Origin of the sequence: Azospirillum sp. ST 5-10 (genome assembly GCF_051225715.1) — a bacterium.
Classification (GTDB): domain Bacteria; phylum Pseudomonadota; class Alphaproteobacteria; order Azospirillales; family Azospirillaceae; genus Azospirillum.
The window spans coordinates 23,184-41,741 of sequence record NZ_JBPJSP010000005.1; the positions used below are offsets into that span (position 1 = coordinate 23,184).

General features: G+C 75.4%; 16 protein-coding genes. 2 read left to right on the forward strand and 14 right to left on the reverse strand.

All coding sequences use genetic code 11. The features are described from left to right. Nucleotide 1: 1 nt before the first annotated feature. Nucleotides 2–1,276 carry a pentapeptide repeat-containing protein gene (locus tag ACSBPG_RS07670; RefSeq protein ID WP_435536544.1) on the forward strand — a complete coding sequence of 425 codons (1,275 nt, stop codon included), beginning with the start codon at nucleotides 2–4 and terminating at the stop codon, nucleotides 1,274–1,276. A gap of 71 nt (nucleotides 1,277–1,347) precedes the next feature. Here ACSBPG_RS07670 and ACSBPG_RS07675 read toward each other — a convergent pair whose 3' ends face one another. From ACSBPG_RS07675 to hemC, 11 genes are all read right to left on the reverse strand, one after another. Continuing rightward, nucleotides 1,348–1,884: an AAA family ATPase gene (locus tag ACSBPG_RS07675; protein ID WP_435536545.1), complete on the reverse strand. Its 537-nt coding sequence runs from the start codon at nucleotides 1,882–1,884 to the stop codon at nucleotides 1,348–1,350. 54 nt (nucleotides 1,885–1,938) lie between these two features. After that, nucleotides 1,939–2,709 (reverse strand): ABC transporter ATP-binding protein, encoded by a 771-nt coding sequence (locus ACSBPG_RS07680; protein WP_435536546.1) that lies wholly within the window; start codon nucleotides 2,707–2,709, stop codon nucleotides 1,939–1,941. Then, the gene (locus ACSBPG_RS07685; protein ID WP_435536547.1) at nucleotides 2,706–3,545 is read right to left on the reverse strand and encodes an ABC transporter ATP-binding protein; all 840 of its coding nucleotides are present in this window, start codon (nucleotides 3,543–3,545) and stop codon (nucleotides 2,706–2,708) included. Before ACSBPG_RS07685 ends, ACSBPG_RS07680 begins: the two co-directional genes overlap by 4 nt. Nucleotides 3,546–3,548: 3 nt before the next feature. Beyond that, nucleotides 3,549–4,466 (reverse strand): nickel transporter permease, encoded by a 918-nt coding sequence (gene nikC, locus ACSBPG_RS07690; protein ID WP_435536548.1) that lies wholly within the window; start codon nucleotides 4,464–4,466, stop codon nucleotides 3,549–3,551. Between the two features lies 1 nt (nucleotide 4,467). Then, complete coding sequence (locus ACSBPG_RS07695) at nucleotides 4,468–5,499, reverse strand: ABC transporter permease (RefSeq protein WP_435536549.1); 1,032 nt, start codon at nucleotides 5,497–5,499, stop codon at nucleotides 4,468–4,470. 14 nt (nucleotides 5,500–5,513) lie between these two features. After that, nucleotides 5,514–7,112 carry an ABC transporter substrate-binding protein gene (locus ACSBPG_RS07700; RefSeq protein WP_435536550.1) on the reverse strand — a complete coding sequence of 533 codons (1,599 nt, stop codon included), beginning with the start codon at nucleotides 7,110–7,112 and terminating at the stop codon, nucleotides 5,514–5,516. A gap of 111 nt (nucleotides 7,113–7,223) precedes the next feature. Further along, complete coding sequence (locus ACSBPG_RS07705) at nucleotides 7,224–8,906, reverse strand: sensor histidine kinase (RefSeq protein WP_435536551.1); 1,683 nt, start codon at nucleotides 8,904–8,906, stop codon at nucleotides 7,224–7,226. Between the two features lie 142 nt (nucleotides 8,907–9,048). Beyond that, the gene (locus ACSBPG_RS07710; RefSeq protein WP_435536552.1) at nucleotides 9,049–10,428 is read right to left on the reverse strand and encodes a heme biosynthesis protein HemY; all 1,380 of its coding nucleotides are present in this window, start codon (nucleotides 10,426–10,428) and stop codon (nucleotides 9,049–9,051) included. Continuing rightward, nucleotides 10,428–12,086, reverse strand: a complete 1,659-nt coding sequence (locus ACSBPG_RS07715) for a COG4223 family protein (protein WP_435536553.1) — start codon at nucleotides 12,084–12,086, stop codon at nucleotides 10,428–10,430. The genes ACSBPG_RS07710 and ACSBPG_RS07715 overlap by 1 nt, the downstream gene beginning before the upstream one ends. A 163-nt stretch (nucleotides 12,087–12,249) precedes the next feature. Beyond that, nucleotides 12,250–12,999: a uroporphyrinogen-III synthase gene (locus tag ACSBPG_RS07720; protein ID WP_435536554.1), complete on the reverse strand. Its 750-nt coding sequence runs from the start codon at nucleotides 12,997–12,999 to the stop codon at nucleotides 12,250–12,252. Between the two features lie 12 nt (nucleotides 13,000–13,011). Then, entirely contained in the window at nucleotides 13,012–13,938 is a 927-nt protein-coding gene (gene hemC, locus ACSBPG_RS07725; protein ID WP_435536555.1) for a hydroxymethylbilane synthase, read from the reverse strand. Nucleotides 13,939–14,586: 648 nt separating this feature from the next. On the opposite strand from hemC, the gene ACSBPG_RS07730 reads away from it, so the two are divergent. Next, nucleotides 14,587–15,150 (forward strand): DJ-1/PfpI family protein, encoded by a 564-nt coding sequence (locus tag ACSBPG_RS07730; protein ID WP_435536556.1) that lies wholly within the window; start codon nucleotides 14,587–14,589, stop codon nucleotides 15,148–15,150. A 139-nt stretch (nucleotides 15,151–15,289) separates the two neighbouring features. Here the strand turns inward: ACSBPG_RS07730 and ACSBPG_RS07735 are convergent, their stop codons facing one another. Genes ACSBPG_RS07735 through ACSBPG_RS07745 form a run of 3 tightly spaced genes read right to left on the reverse strand, consistent with a single transcriptional unit; the run spans nucleotide 15,290 to nucleotide 18,473 of the window. Continuing rightward, nucleotides 15,290–16,960, reverse strand: coding sequence for an oligopeptide/dipeptide ABC transporter ATP-binding protein (locus ACSBPG_RS07735; protein WP_435536557.1), 1,671 nt, complete (start codon nucleotides 16,958–16,960; stop codon nucleotides 15,290–15,292). Then, nucleotides 16,957–17,745, reverse strand: coding sequence for an ABC transporter permease subunit (locus ACSBPG_RS07740; RefSeq protein ID WP_435536558.1), 789 nt, complete (start codon nucleotides 17,743–17,745; stop codon nucleotides 16,957–16,959). The genes ACSBPG_RS07735 and ACSBPG_RS07740 overlap by 4 nt, the downstream gene beginning before the upstream one ends. Nucleotides 17,746–17,753: 8 nt before the next feature. After that, nucleotides 17,754–18,473: an ABC transporter permease subunit gene (locus tag ACSBPG_RS07745; protein ID WP_435536559.1), complete on the reverse strand. Its 720-nt coding sequence runs from the start codon at nucleotides 18,471–18,473 to the stop codon at nucleotides 17,754–17,756. Nucleotides 18,474–18,558: the final 85 nt, after the last annotated feature.

The following is an 18,558-nucleotide window of genomic DNA, read 5'->3' on the forward strand; positions in this document are numbered from 1 at the left end:
CATGGCATACGAGGGCAAGCTCAAGACGCGCATCCGCCTCAGCCAGGACCAGCTGGACCGGGTGTGCGAACGCCACGCGCGCTTCGCCGAGGGCCGGCCGGGCGGGGCGCGTGCCAACCTGCCTTTCTTCGACCTGTCGGGGCTCGACCTGTCGGGCCGCAACCTGGCGGGCGCCAACCTCTCCGGCGCGATCCTGCGCAACGCCGCGTTGCGCGGCACGGTGTTCGACCACGCCGACCTGTACGGCGCGGACCTGCGCATGGCCGACCTGCGCAACGCCCGCATGTTCCGCACCGACCTGCGCGGCGCCAACGTCCGCGGCGCCAACATGGAAGGGGCGAAGCTGGTCGAGGTGGATCTGCGCGACGCCAGCAAGGTGAACAAGCGCAGCGCGGCGGAGACCAAGGTCGTCGGCTTCCTGCCGGGACCGGCCGACCTGAGCGCCGCGCGCATCACCAACGCCGACCTGTCGCGCGCCAACATGTCGGGCAGCCTCGCCCGGGCGGCCGACTTCACCAACAGCGCCCTGACCGGTGCCCGCCTCGACCACGCCGACCTGCGCGACGCCACCTTCATCGGCACCGACCTGCACGGCGCCGACCTGACCGGGGCGGACCTGCGCGGCGCCACCCTCGACGGCGCCTTTCTCGACGAGCTCGACCTGATCGCCGCCGTCCGCTCCGACGAGCAGGCGGCGGCGCTGGAGGACGAGGCCGCCCACGACCCGCCGCCGGTGCCGGAGGAGCCGCCCCCCCTGCCCGCCGAGGAGACCGGCGAGTCGATGCCGGAACTGCTGCGCCAGCACCTGTTGTGGCTGGGATCCGGCGGCAAGGTGGGGCGCCAGCTCGACCTGAGCGGGCGCAATCTGGCCGGGGCCGATCTGTCGGGCGCGGTGCTCACGCTCGCCAAGGGGCGCGGCGTCAACCTGCGTCACGCCACCCTGACGGGAGCCCAGCTCCAGGCCGTGCGCTTCGAGGGCGCCGACCTGCGCTCGGCCGACCTGCGCGGCGCCGACCTGCGCGGGGCGACCCTCGACCGCGCCATCCTCATCGGCGCCGAGATGGACGCGGCGCGCCTGTCGGCCCTGGTGATCGTCGGCGCCGGGCGGACCATACGCACCTCGCTGGTGCGCGCCCGCCTCGCCGGCGCCTCCCTGGTGGGGGCGGACCTGCGCGACAGCGACCTGACCCGCGCCGACCTCACCGGCTGCGCCGCCACCGGCGCGACGCTCGACGGCGCCATCCTGACCGGCACGCGCGGCGAGATCGCGGCCTGAGCGGCGGCGTCGCCTCGCCGCCGCGACGGGGGGCCGCCGGGACGGGGGGCACGGGGATGCGTCGACCGGCGTCAGCCGAGCCGGTATTCGTCGCTGTGGAGCGCCTCCCGCACGGCGGTGAGCGTATCCTGCGTGCCGTGGCCGGCGGTGTCGATGACGTTTCTCTCGAACGCGCCGAGGCTGGAGAACTGCCGGTGGAGGGCGGTTATCGGCACCGGGTCGGCGAGCGTATCGCCGCCCCGTCGGCGGCAGCGGTCGATCGCGGCCTCCAGGTCGGGACGCAGGATGACGTAGTGGACGGGGCGGGTCAGCGTGCGGAACGGATCGAGGAACCATGGCCCGACGATGCCGTCCACGACGACGAAGTAGCCGCCCTCGGCATAACCTTGCGACGCCCGGGCCAGCACGGCCATGACGCACCGATTCTGCTCGTGCGCTTCGGGAAGGTACGGCGGAATCGCGCCCTGGCGGATGAAGTGCCAGAAGTCGTCCCCGTGAAGATGCACCGCCGCGACGGCTGACGACCGCGCAAGGCCGAGCGCGGTGGTGGTCTTGCCGGCCCCCGGCGGCCCAGTCAGGATGAGGATGTGTCCGGCAACGTCGCGCATGTCCCCTTATGCACCGCCCGGGCCGCCGGGGGAAGGGCCGACCGGCACGGACGGTCAGTCGACCAGCGCCGCCGCCACTTGCCGGTCGTAGCCGCGGGCGGCGAGCAGGAGCTGGCGCGTGTAGGCCTCGCGCACCGCGCCGGCCCGCAGCTCCCCGACCGTCAGGCGCTCCACCACCGCGCCGCGGCGCAGCACGCTCAGGCGGTCGCACATGTGGGCGACGACGGCCAGGTTGTGGCTGACCAGGATCATGGTCAGGCCGAGCTCCCGCTTCAGCCGGACGAGCAGGTTCAGGATCTCCGCCTGCACCGAGACGTCGAGGGCGCTGGTCGGCTCGTCGAGCAGCAGCACGCGCGGCTCGACGACGATGGCGCGGGCGATGGCGACGCGCTGGCGCTGGCCGCCCGACAGCTGGTGCGGGTAGCGGAAGCGGAAGCCGTCGTCGAGCCCGACCGCGCGCAGCACCCGCCGGATGCGCCCGTCGCGGTCGTCGAACCCCTGGATCGTCAAGGGCTCGGCCAGGGCGCGGTCGACGGTGTGGCGCGGGTGCAGGCTGCCGTAGGGGTCCTGGAACACCATCTGGACGCGGCGGCGGAACGATGCCGAGCGCCGCCGGCCGAGCCGCTCGCCGGCCACCTCCATGCGGCCCTCCCAATGGTCGTCGAGTCCGGCGAGGGCGCGCAGCACGGTCGACTTGCCCGAGCCGCTCTCGCCGACCAGCCCGTAGACCTCGCCCTCCCGGACCTCCAGGGAGACGTCCTTCACCGCCTCGACGAGGTGCTGGCCGCTGTGGAAGGTCACGCGCAGGGAGTCGATGGCGATCATCCGCCGCCCTCCGCCCAGGCGGGATCGCGGGCGAGCACCGGCAGCTCGCCCGGCGGGCGGTCGAGGACGGGCTGGGCGGCGAGCAGGCCGCGGGTGTAGGGGTGGCGGGCGCGGTTCAGCTCGGCGGCGGCGCACTCCTCGACGATCCGGCCGGCGTACATCACCGCCACGCGGTCGCAGAAGCTGGCCACCAGGGGCAGGTCGTGGGAGATGAACACGAGCCCCATGCCGGCCTCCGCCACGAGGTCGTCGAGGATGGCCAGCACCTGCATCTGGACGGTGACGTCGAGCGCGCTGGTCGGTTCGTCGGCGATCAGCAGGTCGGGGCCGAGCGCCACCATCATGGCGATCATCACCCGCTGCCCCATGCCTCCCGACAGCTCGTGCGGGTAGGCGTCGTAGACCCGCCCGGCATCGGCGATGCGCACCTTCGCCAGCGCCTCCAGCGCGATGGCGCGGGCGCCGCCGCGGGTCAGGGTGCGGTCGGCGGTGCGGAAGGCCTCGGTCAACTGGCGGCCGACGGTCATCACCGGGTTGAGCGAGAACTTGGGGTCCTGCATCACCATGGCGATGCGGCGGCCGCGGTAGGCGCGCATGCGGCGCTCCGGCAGGGCGAGCAGGTCGGTACCGTCGAAGCTCAGCCGGCCGGCGGTGACCCGGCCCGGCGGCCGGACGAGGCGGAGCACGGCCCGTCCGGTCACGGACTTGCCGGAGCCGGACTCGCCGACGATCCCCACCCGCTCGCCGCGGGCGACCCGCAGGGAGAGGCCGCGCACGGCCTGGACGACGCGGCCGTCGGTGGTGAAGTCGACACGGAGGTCCTCGATCTCGAGCATCCCTCAGCTCCCGCTCTTGGGGTCGAGCACGTCGCGCAGGCCGTCGCCGAGCAGGTTGAAGCCGAGCGAGACGACGAAGATGGCGATCCCGGGAACGGTGGCCACCCACCACTGGTCGAGCAGGAACTTGCGCCCCGAGGCCACCATGGCGCCCCACTCCGGGCTCGGCGGCTGCGCGCCGAGGCCGAGGAAGCCGAGGCCGGCGGCGGTCAGGATGATGCCCGCCATGTCGAGCGTCACCCGGACGATGACCGAGGCGGTGCACAGCGGCACCACGTGGCGCAGGACGATGCGGGCGGGCGAGGCGCCCTGCAGCCGGGCGGCGGCGATGAAGTCGCTGCGGCGGATGGTCAGCGTCTCGGCCCGGGCGATGCGGGCGTAGGGCGGCCATGTGGTGACGGCGATGGCGATCACCGCGTTCTCGATGCCCGGTCCCAGCGCCGCCACCAGGGCCAGCGCCAGGATCAGGCGCGGGAAGGCGAGGAAGATGTCGGTGATGCGCATCAGCACGGTGTCGGTCCAGCCGCCGGCGTAGCCGGCGACGGTGCCGACCAGCAGCCCCACCGGCGCGACGATGACCGCCACCAGGGTGACGATGACGAGGGTGATGCGGGCGCCGTGCAGCACGCGCGACAGGATGTCGCGCCCCAGCTCGTCGGTGCCCAGCGGGTGGCCGGCGGTGCCCGGCGGCAGCAGGCGCATGTCCAGCGCCTGGGCGTAGGGCGGGTGGGGCGCCAGCCAGGGGCCGGCGACGGCCACCAGCAGCAGGGCGGCGATGATGGCGAGGCCGGCGACCGCCAGCGGGTTGCGGCGGAAATGCAGCCAGCCGCGGTAGGCGCGGCCGCACCACGCCTGGCGGTGCGACGCCGGGGCATCGGCGAGCAGCCAGGCGCGCAGGCCCTGCGGGGCGGTTCCGTCCATGTCAGCGCGCCCTCGGGTCGAGCGTGCGGTAGAGCGCGTCCGACAGCAGGTTCAGGCCGATGAAGACGCAGCCCACCACCACGGTGCCGCCGAGCACCGCGTTCATGTCGGCGTTGAGCAGCGAGTTGGTGATGTAGAAGCCGAGGCCCGGCCAGGAGAAGACGATCTCCGTCAGCACCGAGCCCTCGAGCAGGGTGCCGTAGGACAGGGCGATCACCGTCACCAGCGGCACCCGGGCGTTGCCCAGCGCGTGGCGCCACACCACGGTGCGCTCCGGCAGGCCCTTGATGCGGGCGGTGGTCACATATTCCTGGCGCAGCTGCTCCAGCATGAAGCTGCGGGTCATGCGGCTGAGGTAGGCGAGGCTGAAATAGCCGAGGATGGCCGCCGGCAGGACGAGGTGCGACAGGGCGTTCCCGAACACCTCCCACTCCCCGGCGATGGCGCTGTCGAGCAGCAGGACGCCGGTGCGGTCCGGCACCATCCCCTCGTAGAACAGGTCGATGCGCCCCGGCCCGGCCACCAGGTCGAGCTTGGCGTAGAGGACCAGGAGCCCCATGAGGCCGAGCCAGAACACCGGCACCGAGTAGCCCACCAGCCCGAGGAGGCGGATGGTGTGGTCGATCCAGGTGCCGCGCTTGGCCGCCGCCAGCACCCCGGCCGGCACGCCGAGGACGACGCCGATCAGCGTCGCCGCGGTCGCCAGCTCCAAGGTCGCCGGGAAGACGCGCGCCACGTCCTCGAGCACCGGCTTCGACGTCAGCACCGAGGTGCCGAAGTCGCCGTGCAGGGCGTTCCAGACATAGAGCGCGAACTGCCGCCACAGCGGCAGGTCGAGGCCGAGTTCGCGCCGCACCGCCTCGTAGGTCGAGGCGCTGGCGCGCTCGCCGACGGCGGCCAGCAGCGGGTCGACCGGCACCATGCGGCCGATGAAGAAGGTGACGGCGAGCAGGCCGAGGAAGGTGACGAGGACGGTCGCCACCAGGCGCAGGCCGGCGGCGGCCCGCCGCGCCGCGGAGGGCGGACGCGCCATGCCGGTCGGCGCCGTCACCGCTTGGTCAGGTTGCGGTAGTAGACGACGTCGAAGTTCGGCCCGACCTCGAACCCTTCGACGCCCTTGCGCTCGGCCACCACGGCAATGTCCTGGAACATGATGACGAAGGGCGAGGCCTTCTGGTGCTCGCGCTGCATCTCCTGGTACAGCCGCCGCCGCGTGTCGGTGTCGCGCTCGGCGAGCGCGGCTGCCGTCTGCCGGGTCAGCTCCGGGATGTCCCAGGCGTTGCGCCAGGCCAGCAGCTTGACGTCGCTGTCGTCGGCGTTGTCCGGGTTCCAGGCGAAGCCCTGGGCGTTGGAGTGGGGGTCGAGATAGTCCGGCGCCCAGCGGCCGATGTAGATGTCGTGCTGGCGGGCGCGGTACTTGGTGAGCGTCTGCTTGTTGTCGCCGGGGATGATCTCCAGGGCGATGCCGGCCTTCGCCCACATCGCCTGGATGGCCTGGGCCACGTCGGCGGTGGGGTAGGTGTTGCGCACGTCCATCGTCACCTTGAAGCCGTCGCCGACGCCGGCCTTCGCCAGCAGCGCCTTGGCCTTCTCCAGGTCGTAGCGGTAGGGGCGGTCGTCGATGGCGCCGAGGAAGCCGGCGGGCAGGAACGACTGGTGCTGCACCTTGGTGCCGCGCAGGATGTTCTTCTCGATGCTGTCGTAGTCGATCAGCCACTTCAGCGCCTCGCGCACCTCGGGCTTGGCGAGGGTCGGATTCTTCTGGTTGAGGCCGAGATAATAGATGGCGCCCTGGGGAATCTTGCGGATGCGCACCGTGCCCGCCCGGTCGAGGGTCGCGATGTCGTCGGGGCTGAGGTTGCGGGCGATGTCGGCGTCGCCCTTCTCCAGCATCAGGCGCTGCGGCGCGCTTTCCGGAACGTGGCGCAGCGCCACCCGCCGCATGGCCGGCGCCCCCCGCCAGTAGTCCTCGAAGCGGTCGAGCAGCACCATCTCGTTGGGCTTCCAGACGCTCAGGGTGAAGGGCCCGGAGCCGGCCTCGTTGGTCTTGAGCCAGGCGTTGCCGAGGTCGCCGTCCTTCTCGTGCCGCAGCACCGTCTTGCGGTCGATGACGGAGCTCACCCACGAACCGAGGCAGTTGAGCACGAAGCTCGGCGCGTAGGTCCGGTCGGTCTCGAACACCAGCGTCCGCGCGTCCGGCGCGCGCACCCGGTCGGCGACGTTCTCCGGCGTCAGGCCGAACTCGCCGAGGATGAAGGCGGGGCCCTTGTTGAGCGTCACCACGCGGCGCAGCGACCACGCCGCATCCTCGGCGGTGACCGGGTTGCCGGAATGGAAGGTGACGCCGTCGCGGATCTTGAAGGTGAAGGTCCGTCCGTCCTCGGAGACGGACCAGCTCTCGGCGATGCCGCCCTTGATCTCGTCGGTGTCGGCGACGTCGTAGTAGACCAGCCGGTCGTAGAGGTTGGCGTCCAGCTCGGCGCCGGAGAACTCGTAGGCCTCGGCGGGGTCGAGGGTGATCAGCTCGTCGAGCTGCCAGGCGATGACCGCCATGGTCTTGGGCGTCTCGGCGCGCAGCGGCGCGCCGCCGCCGACGATGGCGGCGAGGGCCACCACGGCGGCGGCGCAAGCGGTTCGGAGGGTCATCGTCTGGGGGTCTCCCTGCGGAACGGCCGCCCCGGGGCGCGACCTTGGGCATGCCGATGATGGCGGAGGTCGGTTTCGCCGGTCAAGGCGGGCCGCCGCCCGCCCAGCCGCCTACCGTTCGGCCGGGGGAAACCGGACCGTGACGGTGGTGCCGCTGCCGGGAGTGCTGGACAGGTCGATGGCGCCGCCGTGCCGTTCGACCAGGGCGCGGGTGATGGTGAGGCCGAGGCCGGCCCCCTCGTGGCGGCGCGACAGGGTGGTGTCGGCCTGCTGGAAGGGTTCGAAGACGCGGGCCTGCGCCTCGGCCGGGATGCCGCCGCCGGTGTCGGCGACCGTCAGCGCCAGGGTGCCGTCCTCCTCCATCGCCACGCTCACCCGCGCGCTGCCGCCGGGCGGGGTGAACTTGACGGCGTTGGACAGCAGGTTGACGAGGATCGTCATCACCGCCCGGCGGTCGGCGTGGAGGCCGACCGGCAGGACGCCGGTGTCGTCGATCAGCGTCACCTCGCCCTTGACGGCGCGGTCGCGCACCATGTTGAGGGCGGAGCGCACGACCGCGCCGAGATCGATGGTCTCCTTGGCCAGCCGGTGTTCCCCCGCCTCGATGCGCGAGACGTCGAGCACGTCGTTGATGATCCCCAGGAGCTGCCGGCCGCTCTCGACGATGTCGCCGGCGAACTCGCGGTACTTGGGATCGCCGAGCGGCCCCATCACCGCGTCGCGGATCAGCTCGGAGAAGCCGATGATGGCGTGCAGCGGCGTGCGCAGCTCGTGGCTCATGTTGGCGAGGAAGGTGGTCCTGGCCTGGACGGCGGCCTCGGCCCGCGTCTTGGCCTCCAGGAGCGCCAGTTCGGCGGCCTTGCGCTCGGTGATGTCGCGCAGGTAGGCGGTGAAGAACAGCTCCTCGCCGACCGGCGTGGGGGTGATCGACAGCTCGGCCGGGAAGGTGGAGCCGTCGGCGCGCAGGCAGGTCATCTCGACGCGGCGGCCGATCATCGTCCCGCCCCGGCCGGCGAGGTAGGCGGTGAAGCCGGCGCGGTGGGCCTCGCGCCACGCCGGCGGCACGATCAGCTCCTCCAGCCGGCGGCCCAGCACGTCGTGGCGGCGGAAGCCCAGCGTGCGCTCGGCGGCCGGGTTGAACTCGACGAGCAGGCCCGCGGCGTCGATCGCCAGGATGCAGTCGAGGGCGCAGTCGACGATGGCCTGCTTGCGGGTCTCGCTGCGGTGCAGCTCGGCGTCCATCCGGGTGCGCTGGATCGCCCCGGCCAGCATGGCGGCGGCGGTGGTCAGCACGTCGACCTCGCCGGCGCTCCACGCCCGCCCGGGATCGCCGTCCTCGACGGCGAACTGGCCCCACCACACCCCGTCGAGCATCACCGGCACCAGCAGCAGCGCCCGCGCGCCCGTCTCCTCCAGCGCGGCGCGCGACGGCCCGTCGAGGGTGGCGTCGTCGGTCCGGAAGGGGCGGCCGTCGCCGAGCGCCACCGCCCACGGCGGCGGCCGGCCCGGCGGCGGCGCCCCGTCGGGCGGCGGCGCGGCACCGTCCTGCGGCGCCCGCCATTCGGACAGGCAGGCCTCGCTCAGCGTCCCGTCGGCGCCGGCGCCCACCTGATGCAGCGCGGCGCGCTGGACGGCCATGGCGGGACCGAGACGGGCCAGCAGCTCCTCGACGCCGCCCTGCCAGTCGCCCAACCCGACGATCCGCCCGGCCGCGGCGGCCAGCGCGCCCAGCATGGCGCTGCGCCGTTGCGCGTCGTCCGCAGGCGGCGGTGCCGAACTCGCCCTGTCGGACATCCTGCTCCCCCCGGGCGGTTGCCGCCATCACGTGCTCGACCGCAAGTCTAGCCACCAAGACCCGTCGGTGTCTCCAGCAATCCGGCGCCCGGCCCCTTGCGGACGGGGCCGGGCGCCGGCCCCGTCGCGACGGCGGCGGGACTCACCCCGTCGACGTGCTCACCGCCGGCAGGTTGGCGGTGGTCGGCAGCGCCGTCGGGCCGGCGGCGATCTCCGGCTGGACCTGATGGAGGGCCACCGACGGCTGCTTCCAGTCCAGGCTGTCGAAGGCGCTGCAGTTGCCGCACAGGCCGGCCCAGGCCGGGCTGACGGCGCCGCAGGCGCGGCAGGTCCACGCCGGGTCGGCCGGGGCCGATCCCGCCTGGACGAGCCAGGCGCGCGCGGCGTCCTCGTTCTGGTGCTCGGCCCGCTCCAGCTCGGCCAGCAGCCGGTGGATGCGGCGCGACGGCTGCATCTCCAGGGCCTTGGTCAGGTGGCTGCGCGCCTCGCCCCACAGCTTGGCGTCCATCGCCGCACGGGCCACCGCCAGATGGCTTTCCACGTGGTTGGGCGACAGGGCCAGGAGCTTCTCGAACATCTTCACCCGGGTCAGCGGATCGTAGGCTTCGAGGACCTGGCGGTAGACGTCGGCCAGTTCGGGGTGCGGGTGCAGGCGCCACGTCCGCTCGACCACCTTGGTGGCCGGCTTGGCGCGGCCGGCGTCGGCGAGCAGGCGCGACAGGCGGGCGGCCGCCGGCACGAAGCCCGGCAGCAGGTCGTGCGCCGCCTGGGCGTGATAGAGCGCCGAATCGGCGCGGCCGCGCCGCTCCGCCTCGAAGCTGCGCTCCAGCAGCAGGGCGGCGCGGTGGTGCCGGCCCTCCTCGGGCGTGATGGCGCCGGCCTGGACGGCCGACTGCAGGCTGGTCTCCGCCGCCGCCCACTCGCCCGAGCGCGCCTCCAGGTCGTAGAGGGTGGCGAGCAGCCACGGCGTGTCGGGCTGCAGCTGATGGGCGCGCCGCGCCAGCGCCAGCGCCTCGACCCGGTCGCCCTTCTTGATCGCCTGGGTGAGCAGGCCGCGCAGGCCGAGGAAGGCGGTCTCCGGCCGTTCCAGCATGGCGGTGAAGTGGTGGTGGGCCGCCCGGTCCTCGCCCATGAGCTGGGCCGCCTGGGCCGACAGCAGCATGGTCAGCGGCGGTTCGTTCAGCAGACCGTCGGCACGGCGCGCCATCTTCCTGGCGGTCGCCGCGTCACCGGCGGCCACCGCCACCAGCCCCTTGGTGAGCGCCCGGTAGCCGCGCTCCCGCCGGCGGGTGCGGCGGTAGCGGCGGACGCTCGACGGGGCGCCCCAGAGGGCGCGCCACAGGCGGTAGAGCAGCGCGGCGGCGCCGAGCGCCACCACGGCGATGAGGACGGCCATGGCGACCGAGGTCTCGACGACCCAGCCCTGCCAGGCGACGGCGACCGTTCCCGGCCGTTCGGCGAGCCAGACGGCGATCGCGACGACGATCGCCACCTTGACGATGAACCAGATCGCGCGCGCCATCACTGGGCTCCCGCGCCGCCGGCGGCGCCGGCCGTCTGCTTCAGCAGGGCCAGCGCCCGGCCGTCGAGCGTCCGCAGCGCCGCGTCGGCGGCGAGCCGCGCCTTGGCCGCGGCGACCCAGTCGGCGGCCGCCTCGGCCGCCGGCCCCTTCAGCGCCGCCAGCTCGTCGACGGCGCCGGCCAGGTTGCCGTCGTTCACCGCCGCCTCGGCGCGGGCGACCACCGCCTCGGCGCCGTTGCCGACGACGCCGCCGCCCTGGCGGCGCACCGTGACCAGCGTCGACAGCGTGCCCTTCACCTGGTCGACCCAGGAGCCGCCCTCACCCTCGAGGTCGGCGCGGACGATGCGGCTGCCCAGCGGCTCGAAGCGCTCGGCGAGCTGCGAACGGGTGGGGATGCCCTGGCCGGCGTGGGGGGCCACCGCGTCCAGCGCGCCGGCCACCTCGCCGTCGGACCCGGCGAGCGTCCGCACCGCCTCCAGCTCCGCCTGGAAGGGGCGGTCGGAGGAGAGGGCGCCGCGCAGCTGGCCGGAGGCCAGCACCAGCGCCTGCGCCCGCGATTCCCGGTCGCCGCGCGCCTGCACCTGCCCGGACAGGCGGTCGACCTCCTGCCCCAGCGCGGCGAGGCGCTGCTGCAGCTGCTGCGTCGCCGCGCCGTCGGCCTCGGCCGCCGACAGCTGGCGCTCCAGCGTGGTCACCGTCTCGCCGAGGCTGGCCACCCGCTGCGACAGCGGATCGATCCGCGGGTCCTGCGGCGGCTCGGCCGGCGTCTCCGGCTGGTTCTCCAGGGCGGCGACCCGTTCGGCGAGGCTCTGCAGGTCGGCCGCGGCGCCGCCGTCGCCGCCGGCCGGGGGTTCGCCCGGCGCGGCGGTCCGCTGCTCGAGCGCCGCCACACGGTCCACCAGGGCCTGCACCTCGGGGGCGCCGCCGCCGGCTTCGGCGGCCGGGCGCTGCTCGAGCGCGTCGAGGCGCTGGGTCAGCCGGCTCAGCTCGTCGCGCAGGGCGGGATCGGGCTGGGGCGCGGCCACCGGCTCCGGCTCGCCGTCCCAACCGGGGACATAGCGCCCCCACCAGCCGTCGGTCAGCGCGGCGACGCCCACCACCAGGGCGACCAGCGCCACGAAGGTGGCGAAGCCGGCGCCGCCGGACGGGCGGTCCTCGGTCACCACCCGCACCGGTGGGCTGAACGGCCGCTCGGCCTCGCCGCTCCCGGCGTCCGCCGTCCCGGTGCCGGCGCGATCGTCGGCGGCGCGGACGGTGGCCGGCTCCCCGGCCGCGCCGGGCTCGCCGTCGTCGCTCACCGCCGCCGGCGTCTCCGCGGCACCGCCGGCGACCGTCTCGTCGGCCCTGGCGGCCCTGGCGTCGGCCGAGCGGTCTTCCGCCGGGGTGGCCGCTTCCAGGTCGGCCTCGTCGAGCGGGATGCCGAACTTGACCGCGGCGGCGCGCAGGTCGGCGTGGCGCGACAGCGGGATGGCGCCGCGCTTCTTCCAACCCTGCACCGTGGTGACCGGCGTGTCGAGCTTGTGGGCCATCGGCCGGATGCCGCCGAAGCGCTCGATGATGCGTTCGACGGCCACGCCGTCGCTGGTGGGAGTCGGGTCCGACGGCGTCTGGCCGGTCTGGTCCCGCTCGGGGTTATCGGAGCCTGGGCGAGGGGTCATGAACTGCCTTCTTGGTCACGCGCCGGCGGCGCGCTCTGTCCCGTTCCTTCGGAATGCCGACGCCGCGGTCCGGTCCGCCGGCGCCGGGGGAGGCGCCGCCGCCATCGGCGTCGGCCGGCGCCGCGGCCTCGGGCGTGCCGCGGACCGTCGCGCGATGAAACCCCTACGCCGCGCCGCCGCGGTCCGGCAGCAGGGCGAGCAGGGAATCCTGCTCCGGCCGCTCGGCCACCCGTACGTGCCGCCAGGGAACGGATTGGCCATCGCACGTACGCGCCGCCTCCGCGACCGCGGGGCTGAGGCACAGCGCGTCGACCGTACGACAACGGTCGAGAAGCGCCGCCCCGTCGAGCAAACTAACAAACGAACGGGCGGTACGGGGAGAGAAAATAAGCACAGCCGCGATCCGACCTTCGGCCAACCGTTCCACCGTTTCCGCCGTCAGGGCCGTGGCCGGACGGGCTTCGTACAAGGTTTCCCGCCGTACGACGAAGCCTTCGGCCGCCAGCATTCCGGCGAGATCCCCGGCGACCGCGGTGCCTGCGACATGAAGAAGCGGCCCCGCCGACGGGGTGCACCGGCGGGCGGCGAGGCCGGCCAGAGCGTACACGTCGCCGGCGGCACTTTCCACATCGCGGAAACCGGTCGCGGCCGCCACCCGCGCGGTGGCGTCGCCGACCGCCAGCACCGGCCGGTCGCGCCGTGTCGTACGCCGGGCGAAGGCGCGCACCCCGTTGGCGCTGGTGAACAGCAGGGCCTGTACGCCGTCCAGGCCGGGCTCCGGCCCGTCGTGCCACACCAGGTCGAGCATCGGCTCCACCGCGCTGTCGTAGCCGCGCTCGGCGAGGCGCCGCACCAGCGGCGCCGCGTCCTCGGCGGGGCGGGTGATCAGCAGCAGCGGGCGGGCGGGCGGCACCGGGGCCGCCCTTCAGGCCTGGAAGAAACCGGCCGGCAGCCGCGCCTTGATCTCGGCGCCGGCGTCGGCCCCCAGGGCGGCGGCGTCGCCCGACGCACCCGAGCGTTCGGCGCGGAACACCTGGCGGCCGTCGGGCGACAGCACCTTGGCCCGCAGCTCCAGGCGGTCGCCGGCGAGTTCGGCGAGGGCGGCGATCGGCGTGCGGCAGGAGCCGTCGAGGGCCGCCAGCAGGGCCCGCTCCGCCGCCACGCGCTTGGCGGTGGCGGGGCAGTTCAGGGCGGCGACGCAGGCGCGGGTGCGGTCGTCGGCGCTGCGGATCTCGATGCCGATGGCGCCCTGGGCGACCGCCGGCAGCATGACCTCCGGCTCGAGCACGGCGCTGATCCGCTCGGTGAGGCCGAGGCGGCGCAGGCCGGCGAGCGCCAGCAGGGTGGCGTCGACCTCGCCGGCGTCGAGCTTGGCGAGGCGCGTCTGCACGTTGCCGCGCAACGGCACGACCGTCAGGTCGGGGCGGCGTTCCAGCACCTGCGCCTGGCGGCGCAGCCCGGCGGTGCCGACCACCGAGCCCGCCGGCAGGCTGTCCAGCCCGTGGCCGCCGCGCGCGAAGAAGGCGTCGCGCGGGTCCTCGCGCGGCAGCAGCGCCGCCAGCTCCAGGCCGTCCGGCAGCCAGGTCGGCACGTCCTTCATGGAGTGCACCGCCAGATCGATGCGGCCGTCCTGGAGGGCCTCCTCGATCTCCTTGGTGAACAGGCCCTTGCCCCCGGCCTCGGCCAGCGTGCGATCGAGGATGCGGTCGCCGGTGGTCTTGATGACGACGATGGCGATGGCGTCCGGGCCGGCGAGGTCGGGATGCGCCGCGGCCAGGCGGTCGCGGGTCTCGTGGGCCTGCGCCAGCGCCAAGGGGCTGCCGCGCGTGCCGATTCGCAGTGCAGTGCTCATGGGCGATTTCTAGGCGATCGGCGGACGTTTGCCTAGTGTCGCCGCGTGTCGCTGCGCGCCGGTCCAGGCGTGCGCCGGTCTCGGGCGCCGCCGGGACGCCCCTGTCGCTGGTCGTCGAAGCCGCTCGCCGATCCCCTGCGCTCCCGGGCGACGGGTTGTGTTTCGCGCGTCCGCCTTCGCCCATTGCGGGGGAAGCCGAGCCCCGCGGCGTCGGCATGGCGGTTTTGCGGCCGGTGCGGCGCGGCGGGTTTTGCCGGGCGTGGCGGCCGCCGGACGGCCGTGGCCGGCGTGAGCGTTGCTTGCGCGGGCCGCGGGTCGGCCATACGTTGCGGCGCGGAATCAAGGATTGACTCGGGACCTTCAAAGGCCCACTTGTGTTCCATGCAAAAATCGAAACGACCGGAGCATCGCTGCTCCTACGCCGGCACCCCATGAAGGACCGGCGTCGGGTCTCATCGCCGCATCGCGCCACTTCCCCGGCACGGTGCCGGATTTCCCATTCCGGATGTGCGGGCATGACTCGGCCGGCCGTGTCCGGATCGCGCGGTATCCGGGCGGGATTCCGTTGTGGGCTCGGTTGCGGTGGCTCTGCGCGGGCGTGTTCTGCGCGCGTCGTTTAGGATCAACAGAAGAAAGGATCGAACAGATATGGATCAAGCCCTCGCAGGAAAGACCATTGCCATTCTCGTCGCCAACGGCTTCGAAGAGACCACGATGACGGAGCCGCAGCGGGCTCTGCTGAAGACCGGCGCCGCGCTGCGCACCATCTCGCCCGAGCAGGGGCTGGTGAACGGCTGGCACGGCAAGGCTTGGGGCCACTACTTCCCGGTCGACAAGCAGGTCGGCGACGTCCTCGGCTCCGATTTCGACATGCTGCTGTTGCCGGGTGGCGAGCGCAGCGTCGCCAAGCTGCTCCAGAACGCCCACACCCGCCGCATCGTCGGCCACTTCCTCGACGCCGGCAAGCCGGTGGCCGCCATCGACGACGGCGTGCAGATCCTCGCCGCGTCGGGCAAGCTGAAGGGCCGCACCGTCGCCGCGCCCGAGGCGCTGAATGACGAGCTGACCGCCGTCGGCGCCGTCGTGACGGACGAGCCGCTGGTCGCCGGCGACACGCTGATCACCGCGCGTTCGGTGGACGATCTGCCGGCCTTCGTCGAGCAGGTCGTGAAGGGCTTCACCGAAGCCGCGGCCATGAAGAAGGCCGCCTGACCCCATCCGGGACCGCTCCCCGCCGGGCCCGGCCCGCGGGAGCGCCGGTCTTTCCGCATCACGCGCACCTTCCGCCGCACCGGCCGTCTTCCGCGCCGGTGCGTTCGCGCGTCCGCGCCGCGCCGCCGGCGGGCGGCCGTCACGGCGACGACGGCGACTGCGGCGGCGCGGCGTCCCGGCCGAGGTCCGGCCAGTAGTGGCAGGCGACGAAGTGGCCGGGGCCGACCGGCTCCAGCTCCGGCGCGGTGCGGGCGCAGTGGTCGCGCGCGGCGGGGCAGCGCGGGTGCAGGGGGCAGCCGGAGGGCGGCATCAGCGGCGACGCCGGATCGCCGGCGAGGTCCGGCGCCCGGCCGTCGGCGACGGCGAGCAGGGCGCGGCTGTAGGGGTGCACCGCGCCGGTGCGCAGGGTGCCGGCGTCCGCCGCCTCGACGACGCGGCCGAGCAGCAGCACGAGGACCCGGTGGGCCGCCCGGACGGCGAGGCCGGCGTCGGCGGTGGCGAGCACCACCGTCAGCCCGTGCGCGCGCCGGGCGTGCAGCAGGCGGTCGAGCAGGGCGGCCCCCTCGGCCGGGTCGAGCGTCGCCAGCGGCTCGTCCGCCACCAGCAGCGCCGGCCCCGGCGCCAACGCGCGGGCGAGCCCGGCCAGCGCCGCCTCGCCCGGGCTGAGCGAGGCGGGATGGCGCCGGGCCGCGGCGGCCGGCAGCCCGGCCTCCCGCAGGGCGAGGTCGAGGCGGGCCGCCGCGTCGGCCTCCGGAACCAGGGCCGCGACCGCTTCCATCACCTGCTCGCCCACCGTCATGGACGGGTCCAGTGCGGCGCGCGGATCGGGGAACAGCGGCTGGGCGACGTGGCGGGCCAGCCGCAGGGTGGCCGCCCCGGGGGCGGTGAGATCCTGGCCGAGCCAGGTGACGCGGCCGCCGGCCACCGGCACCAGCCGCACCAGGGCGCGGGCCAGCACCGACTTGCCGCTGCCGCTCTCGCCCACCAGGGCGACGGCGTCGCCGTCGGCGGCGTCGAAGCTGACGCCGTCGACCGCGTTCAGCATCCCGCCGCCCCGCCGCCCGGCCGCCAGTGGGCCGGCCGCCAGCGAGAAGGCGATGCGCAGGTCGCGCACCGACAGGGCGGGCGCCCCCGCCGGCGGCGGGTCGTCGAGGACCGGCAGCGGAACCGCAGGGGCGGGGCCGAGGCGGCCGCCGTCCAGCGACACGACGCGGTCGGCCGGGCTCGCCACGCCGCTCCCGGCGCGGCCGGCCAGCAGCAGCGCCATCCCGCGCCGCCGCGCCAGCGCCGCCAGACGGTGCAGCAGGCGTGCCCGCACCGTCGGGTCGAGATCGGCGGCCGGCGCGTCGGCCAGCAGCGCCGCCGGCTCCGCCGCCAGGGCCAGGGCCAGGGCGGCGCGCCAGCGCACGCCGGGCGGCAGCTCGTGCGGGTAGAGGGCCAGCCGGCGCTGGGCCGCCGTCACCTCCTGCTCCTCCAGCAAGTCGACGCCGCGCCGCGCCGCGGCGCGGCGGTCGAGGCCGTCCAGGGCCGGCGTCTCGGCGAGCTGGGCGCCCAGCGTGCGGTGCGGCGCCAGCCCGCCGCCCGGCGGCAGCAGAACGGTGCGGCGCGGTGCCGTCACGCTGCCGTCCGCCGCCAGACCCGGCGGCGGCAGGCCGGCGAGCAGGCGCAGCAGCAGGCTCTTGCCGGCGCCGGCGCGGCCTGTCACCGCCACCGCCTCGCCCGGTGCCACCGCCAGGTCGACGCGGTCGAGCAGCAGCGCCGTGCCGGCGCGCACCGTCAGGCCCTCGGCCCGCAGCCCGCCGGCGGTCACGGACCGGGCTCCGCCAGGGCGCGGCGCAGCCCGTCGCCCACCGCGTTCAGCGCCAGCAGGGTGACGGCGAGGACGAGCGCCGGGGCGACGAGGTCGGGGAGCAGCGGACCGGCGGCGCTGCCGGCGAGCAGCATGCCCCAGGTGGCGGGACCGGGCGGCATGCCGAGGCCCAGCAGGCTGGCGAAGCTCTCGGCCGTCAGCGCCTGCGGCAGCGCCGGCCAGGCCGCCAGCAGGAAGGGGGCGGCCAGCGCCGGCAGCCGGTGGCGGATCAGGACGCGGCCCGGCGACAGGCCGGCGGCCTCCGCCGCCGCCAGGAACTCCCGGCGCGCCGTCTCCTGCGCCGCCCGCTGCACCGCCACCGCGACGCCGGGCGCCACCGCCGCGCCGATGCTCAGCGCCAGCAGGCCGGCGTCCCGCCCCCACAGGCCGCCGGCCAGCAGCGGGAGCAGCATCAGCGGCAGCGCCGCCATGCCGCGCGCCGGCGCCGTCAGCAGGCGGCCGGCGCGGCCGCCGAGCAGCGCCGCCGCCGCGCCCCAGGCCAGCCCCGCCGCCGCCCCGGTGCCGCCGGCCAGCAGGGCGAACGCCAAGCTTTCCGGGGCGGCGCCGAGGGCGCGCAGCACGGGGTCGCCCTGGTAGCGGGCGTTCATCACCGGCTCGACCAGGCCGGCCAGCAGCATCACCGCCAGGAGCCCGAGGGCGTGCACGGTGGTGCGGTGCGCGGCGAAGCGGCGCCAGGCGAGGCGCCACGGCGTGTCGGGAGGGCCGGCGAAGCCGTCGTCGAGCATCGCCGCTCCTAGCCGGCCGGGGAGCGCGGGTCGAGCCGCGCCCGCAGCAGCTGCCCGGCGGCGTCCAGCAGCAGCACCAGCCCGCCCAGCAGGGCCGCCGCCGCCAGCGCCGTCGCCGGGTCGGCGCCGCGCAGGGCGGCGACCAGCGTCCCGCCGGTGCCGGCCCGTCCGGCCAGCGCCTCGGCGGCGACCGCCGCGGCGGTGACCGCCGCGGCCAGCCGGCCGGTCGCCGCCGCCACCCCGGCCAACGCCGGCGGCAGGGCGAGGCGGCACGCCACCCGCCGGGCGTCCAGGCCGCGGCTGCGCGCCGCCAGCACGAAGCCGCCGTCGAGCGCCGTCGCGAAGCCGTCGCCGGCGAGCCGCGCCGCCTCGACGAGCGGTGCCAGCGCGAGCGCGGCGGCGAGGGCGGCGAAGCCGTGGCCGCCCGCGGCGACGGCCAGGGCCGCCGCCAGGAACGCCGGCACGGCCGGCCCGAGGACGGCCGGCAGCCCGCGCACGGTGCGGCCGGCGGGCCGCGGCAGCCGCGCCGCCGCCAGGCCGAGCGCCGTGCCGAGCGCCAGGCCGCCGGCCAGCGCCGCGGTCACCAGGCCGGCGGTGGCGGGCAGGCCGGCCGCCGCCCGCGCCAGCGCCGCGCCGGCCGGCGGCGGGGCGGCGAACAGCACGGCGGCGGCGAGCAGCGGCAGGACCGCCAGCCGGACGGCCAGCCGGCGGACGGCGGCGCTCAGCATCGCTTACCGCCGTGGCGGGGAATGGGACGGGCGGACGGGGGCATGGGGCGCGGCGCGGCGGAGGTGGGCACCCGGCGACCGTAAG

Bases quoted from the DNA above. Each gene is read 5' to 3' on its own strand.
- ACSBPG_RS07670 (WP_435536544.1), top strand. From the start codon at position 2: ATGGCATACGAGGGCAAGCTCAAGACGCGCATCCGCCTCAGCCAGGAC.
- ACSBPG_RS07675 (WP_435536545.1), bottom strand. From the start codon at position 1,884: ATGCGCGACGTTGCCGGACACATCCTCATCCTGACTGGGCCGCCGGGG.
- ACSBPG_RS07680 (WP_435536546.1), bottom strand. From the start codon at position 2,709: ATGATCGCCATCGACTCCCTGCGCGTGACCTTCCACAGCGGCCAGCAC.
- ACSBPG_RS07685 (WP_435536547.1), bottom strand. From the start codon at position 3,545: ATGCTCGAGATCGAGGACCTCCGTGTCGACTTCACCACCGACGGCCGC.
- nikC (WP_435536548.1), bottom strand. From the start codon at position 4,466: ATGGACGGAACCGCCCCGCAGGGCCTGCGCGCCTGGCTGCTCGCCGAT.
- ACSBPG_RS07695 (WP_435536549.1), bottom strand. From the start codon at position 5,499: ATGGCGCGTCCGCCCTCCGCGGCGCGGCGGGCCGCCGCCGGCCTGCGC.
- ACSBPG_RS07700 (WP_435536550.1), bottom strand. From the start codon at position 7,112: ATGACCCTCCGAACCGCTTGCGCCGCCGCCGTGGTGGCCCTCGCCGCC.
- ACSBPG_RS07705 (WP_435536551.1), bottom strand. From the start codon at position 8,906: ATGTCCGACAGGGCGAGTTCGGCACCGCCGCCTGCGGACGACGCGCAA.
- ACSBPG_RS07710 (WP_435536552.1), bottom strand. From the start codon at position 10,428: ATGGCGCGCGCGATCTGGTTCATCGTCAAGGTGGCGATCGTCGTCGCG.
- ACSBPG_RS07715 (WP_435536553.1), bottom strand. From the start codon at position 12,086: ATGACCCCTCGCCCAGGCTCCGATAACCCCGAGCGGGACCAGACCGGC.
- hemC (WP_435536555.1), bottom strand. From the start codon at position 13,938: ATGAGCACTGCACTGCGAATCGGCACGCGCGGCAGCCCCTTGGCGCTG.
- ACSBPG_RS07730 (WP_435536556.1), top strand. From the start codon at position 14,587: ATGGATCAAGCCCTCGCAGGAAAGACCATTGCCATTCTCGTCGCCAAC.
- ACSBPG_RS07740 (WP_435536558.1), bottom strand. From the start codon at position 17,745: ATGCTCGACGACGGCTTCGCCGGCCCTCCCGACACGCCGTGGCGCCTC.
- ACSBPG_RS07745 (WP_435536559.1), bottom strand. From the start codon at position 18,473: ATGCTGAGCGCCGCCGTCCGCCGGCTGGCCGTCCGGCTGGCGGTCCTG.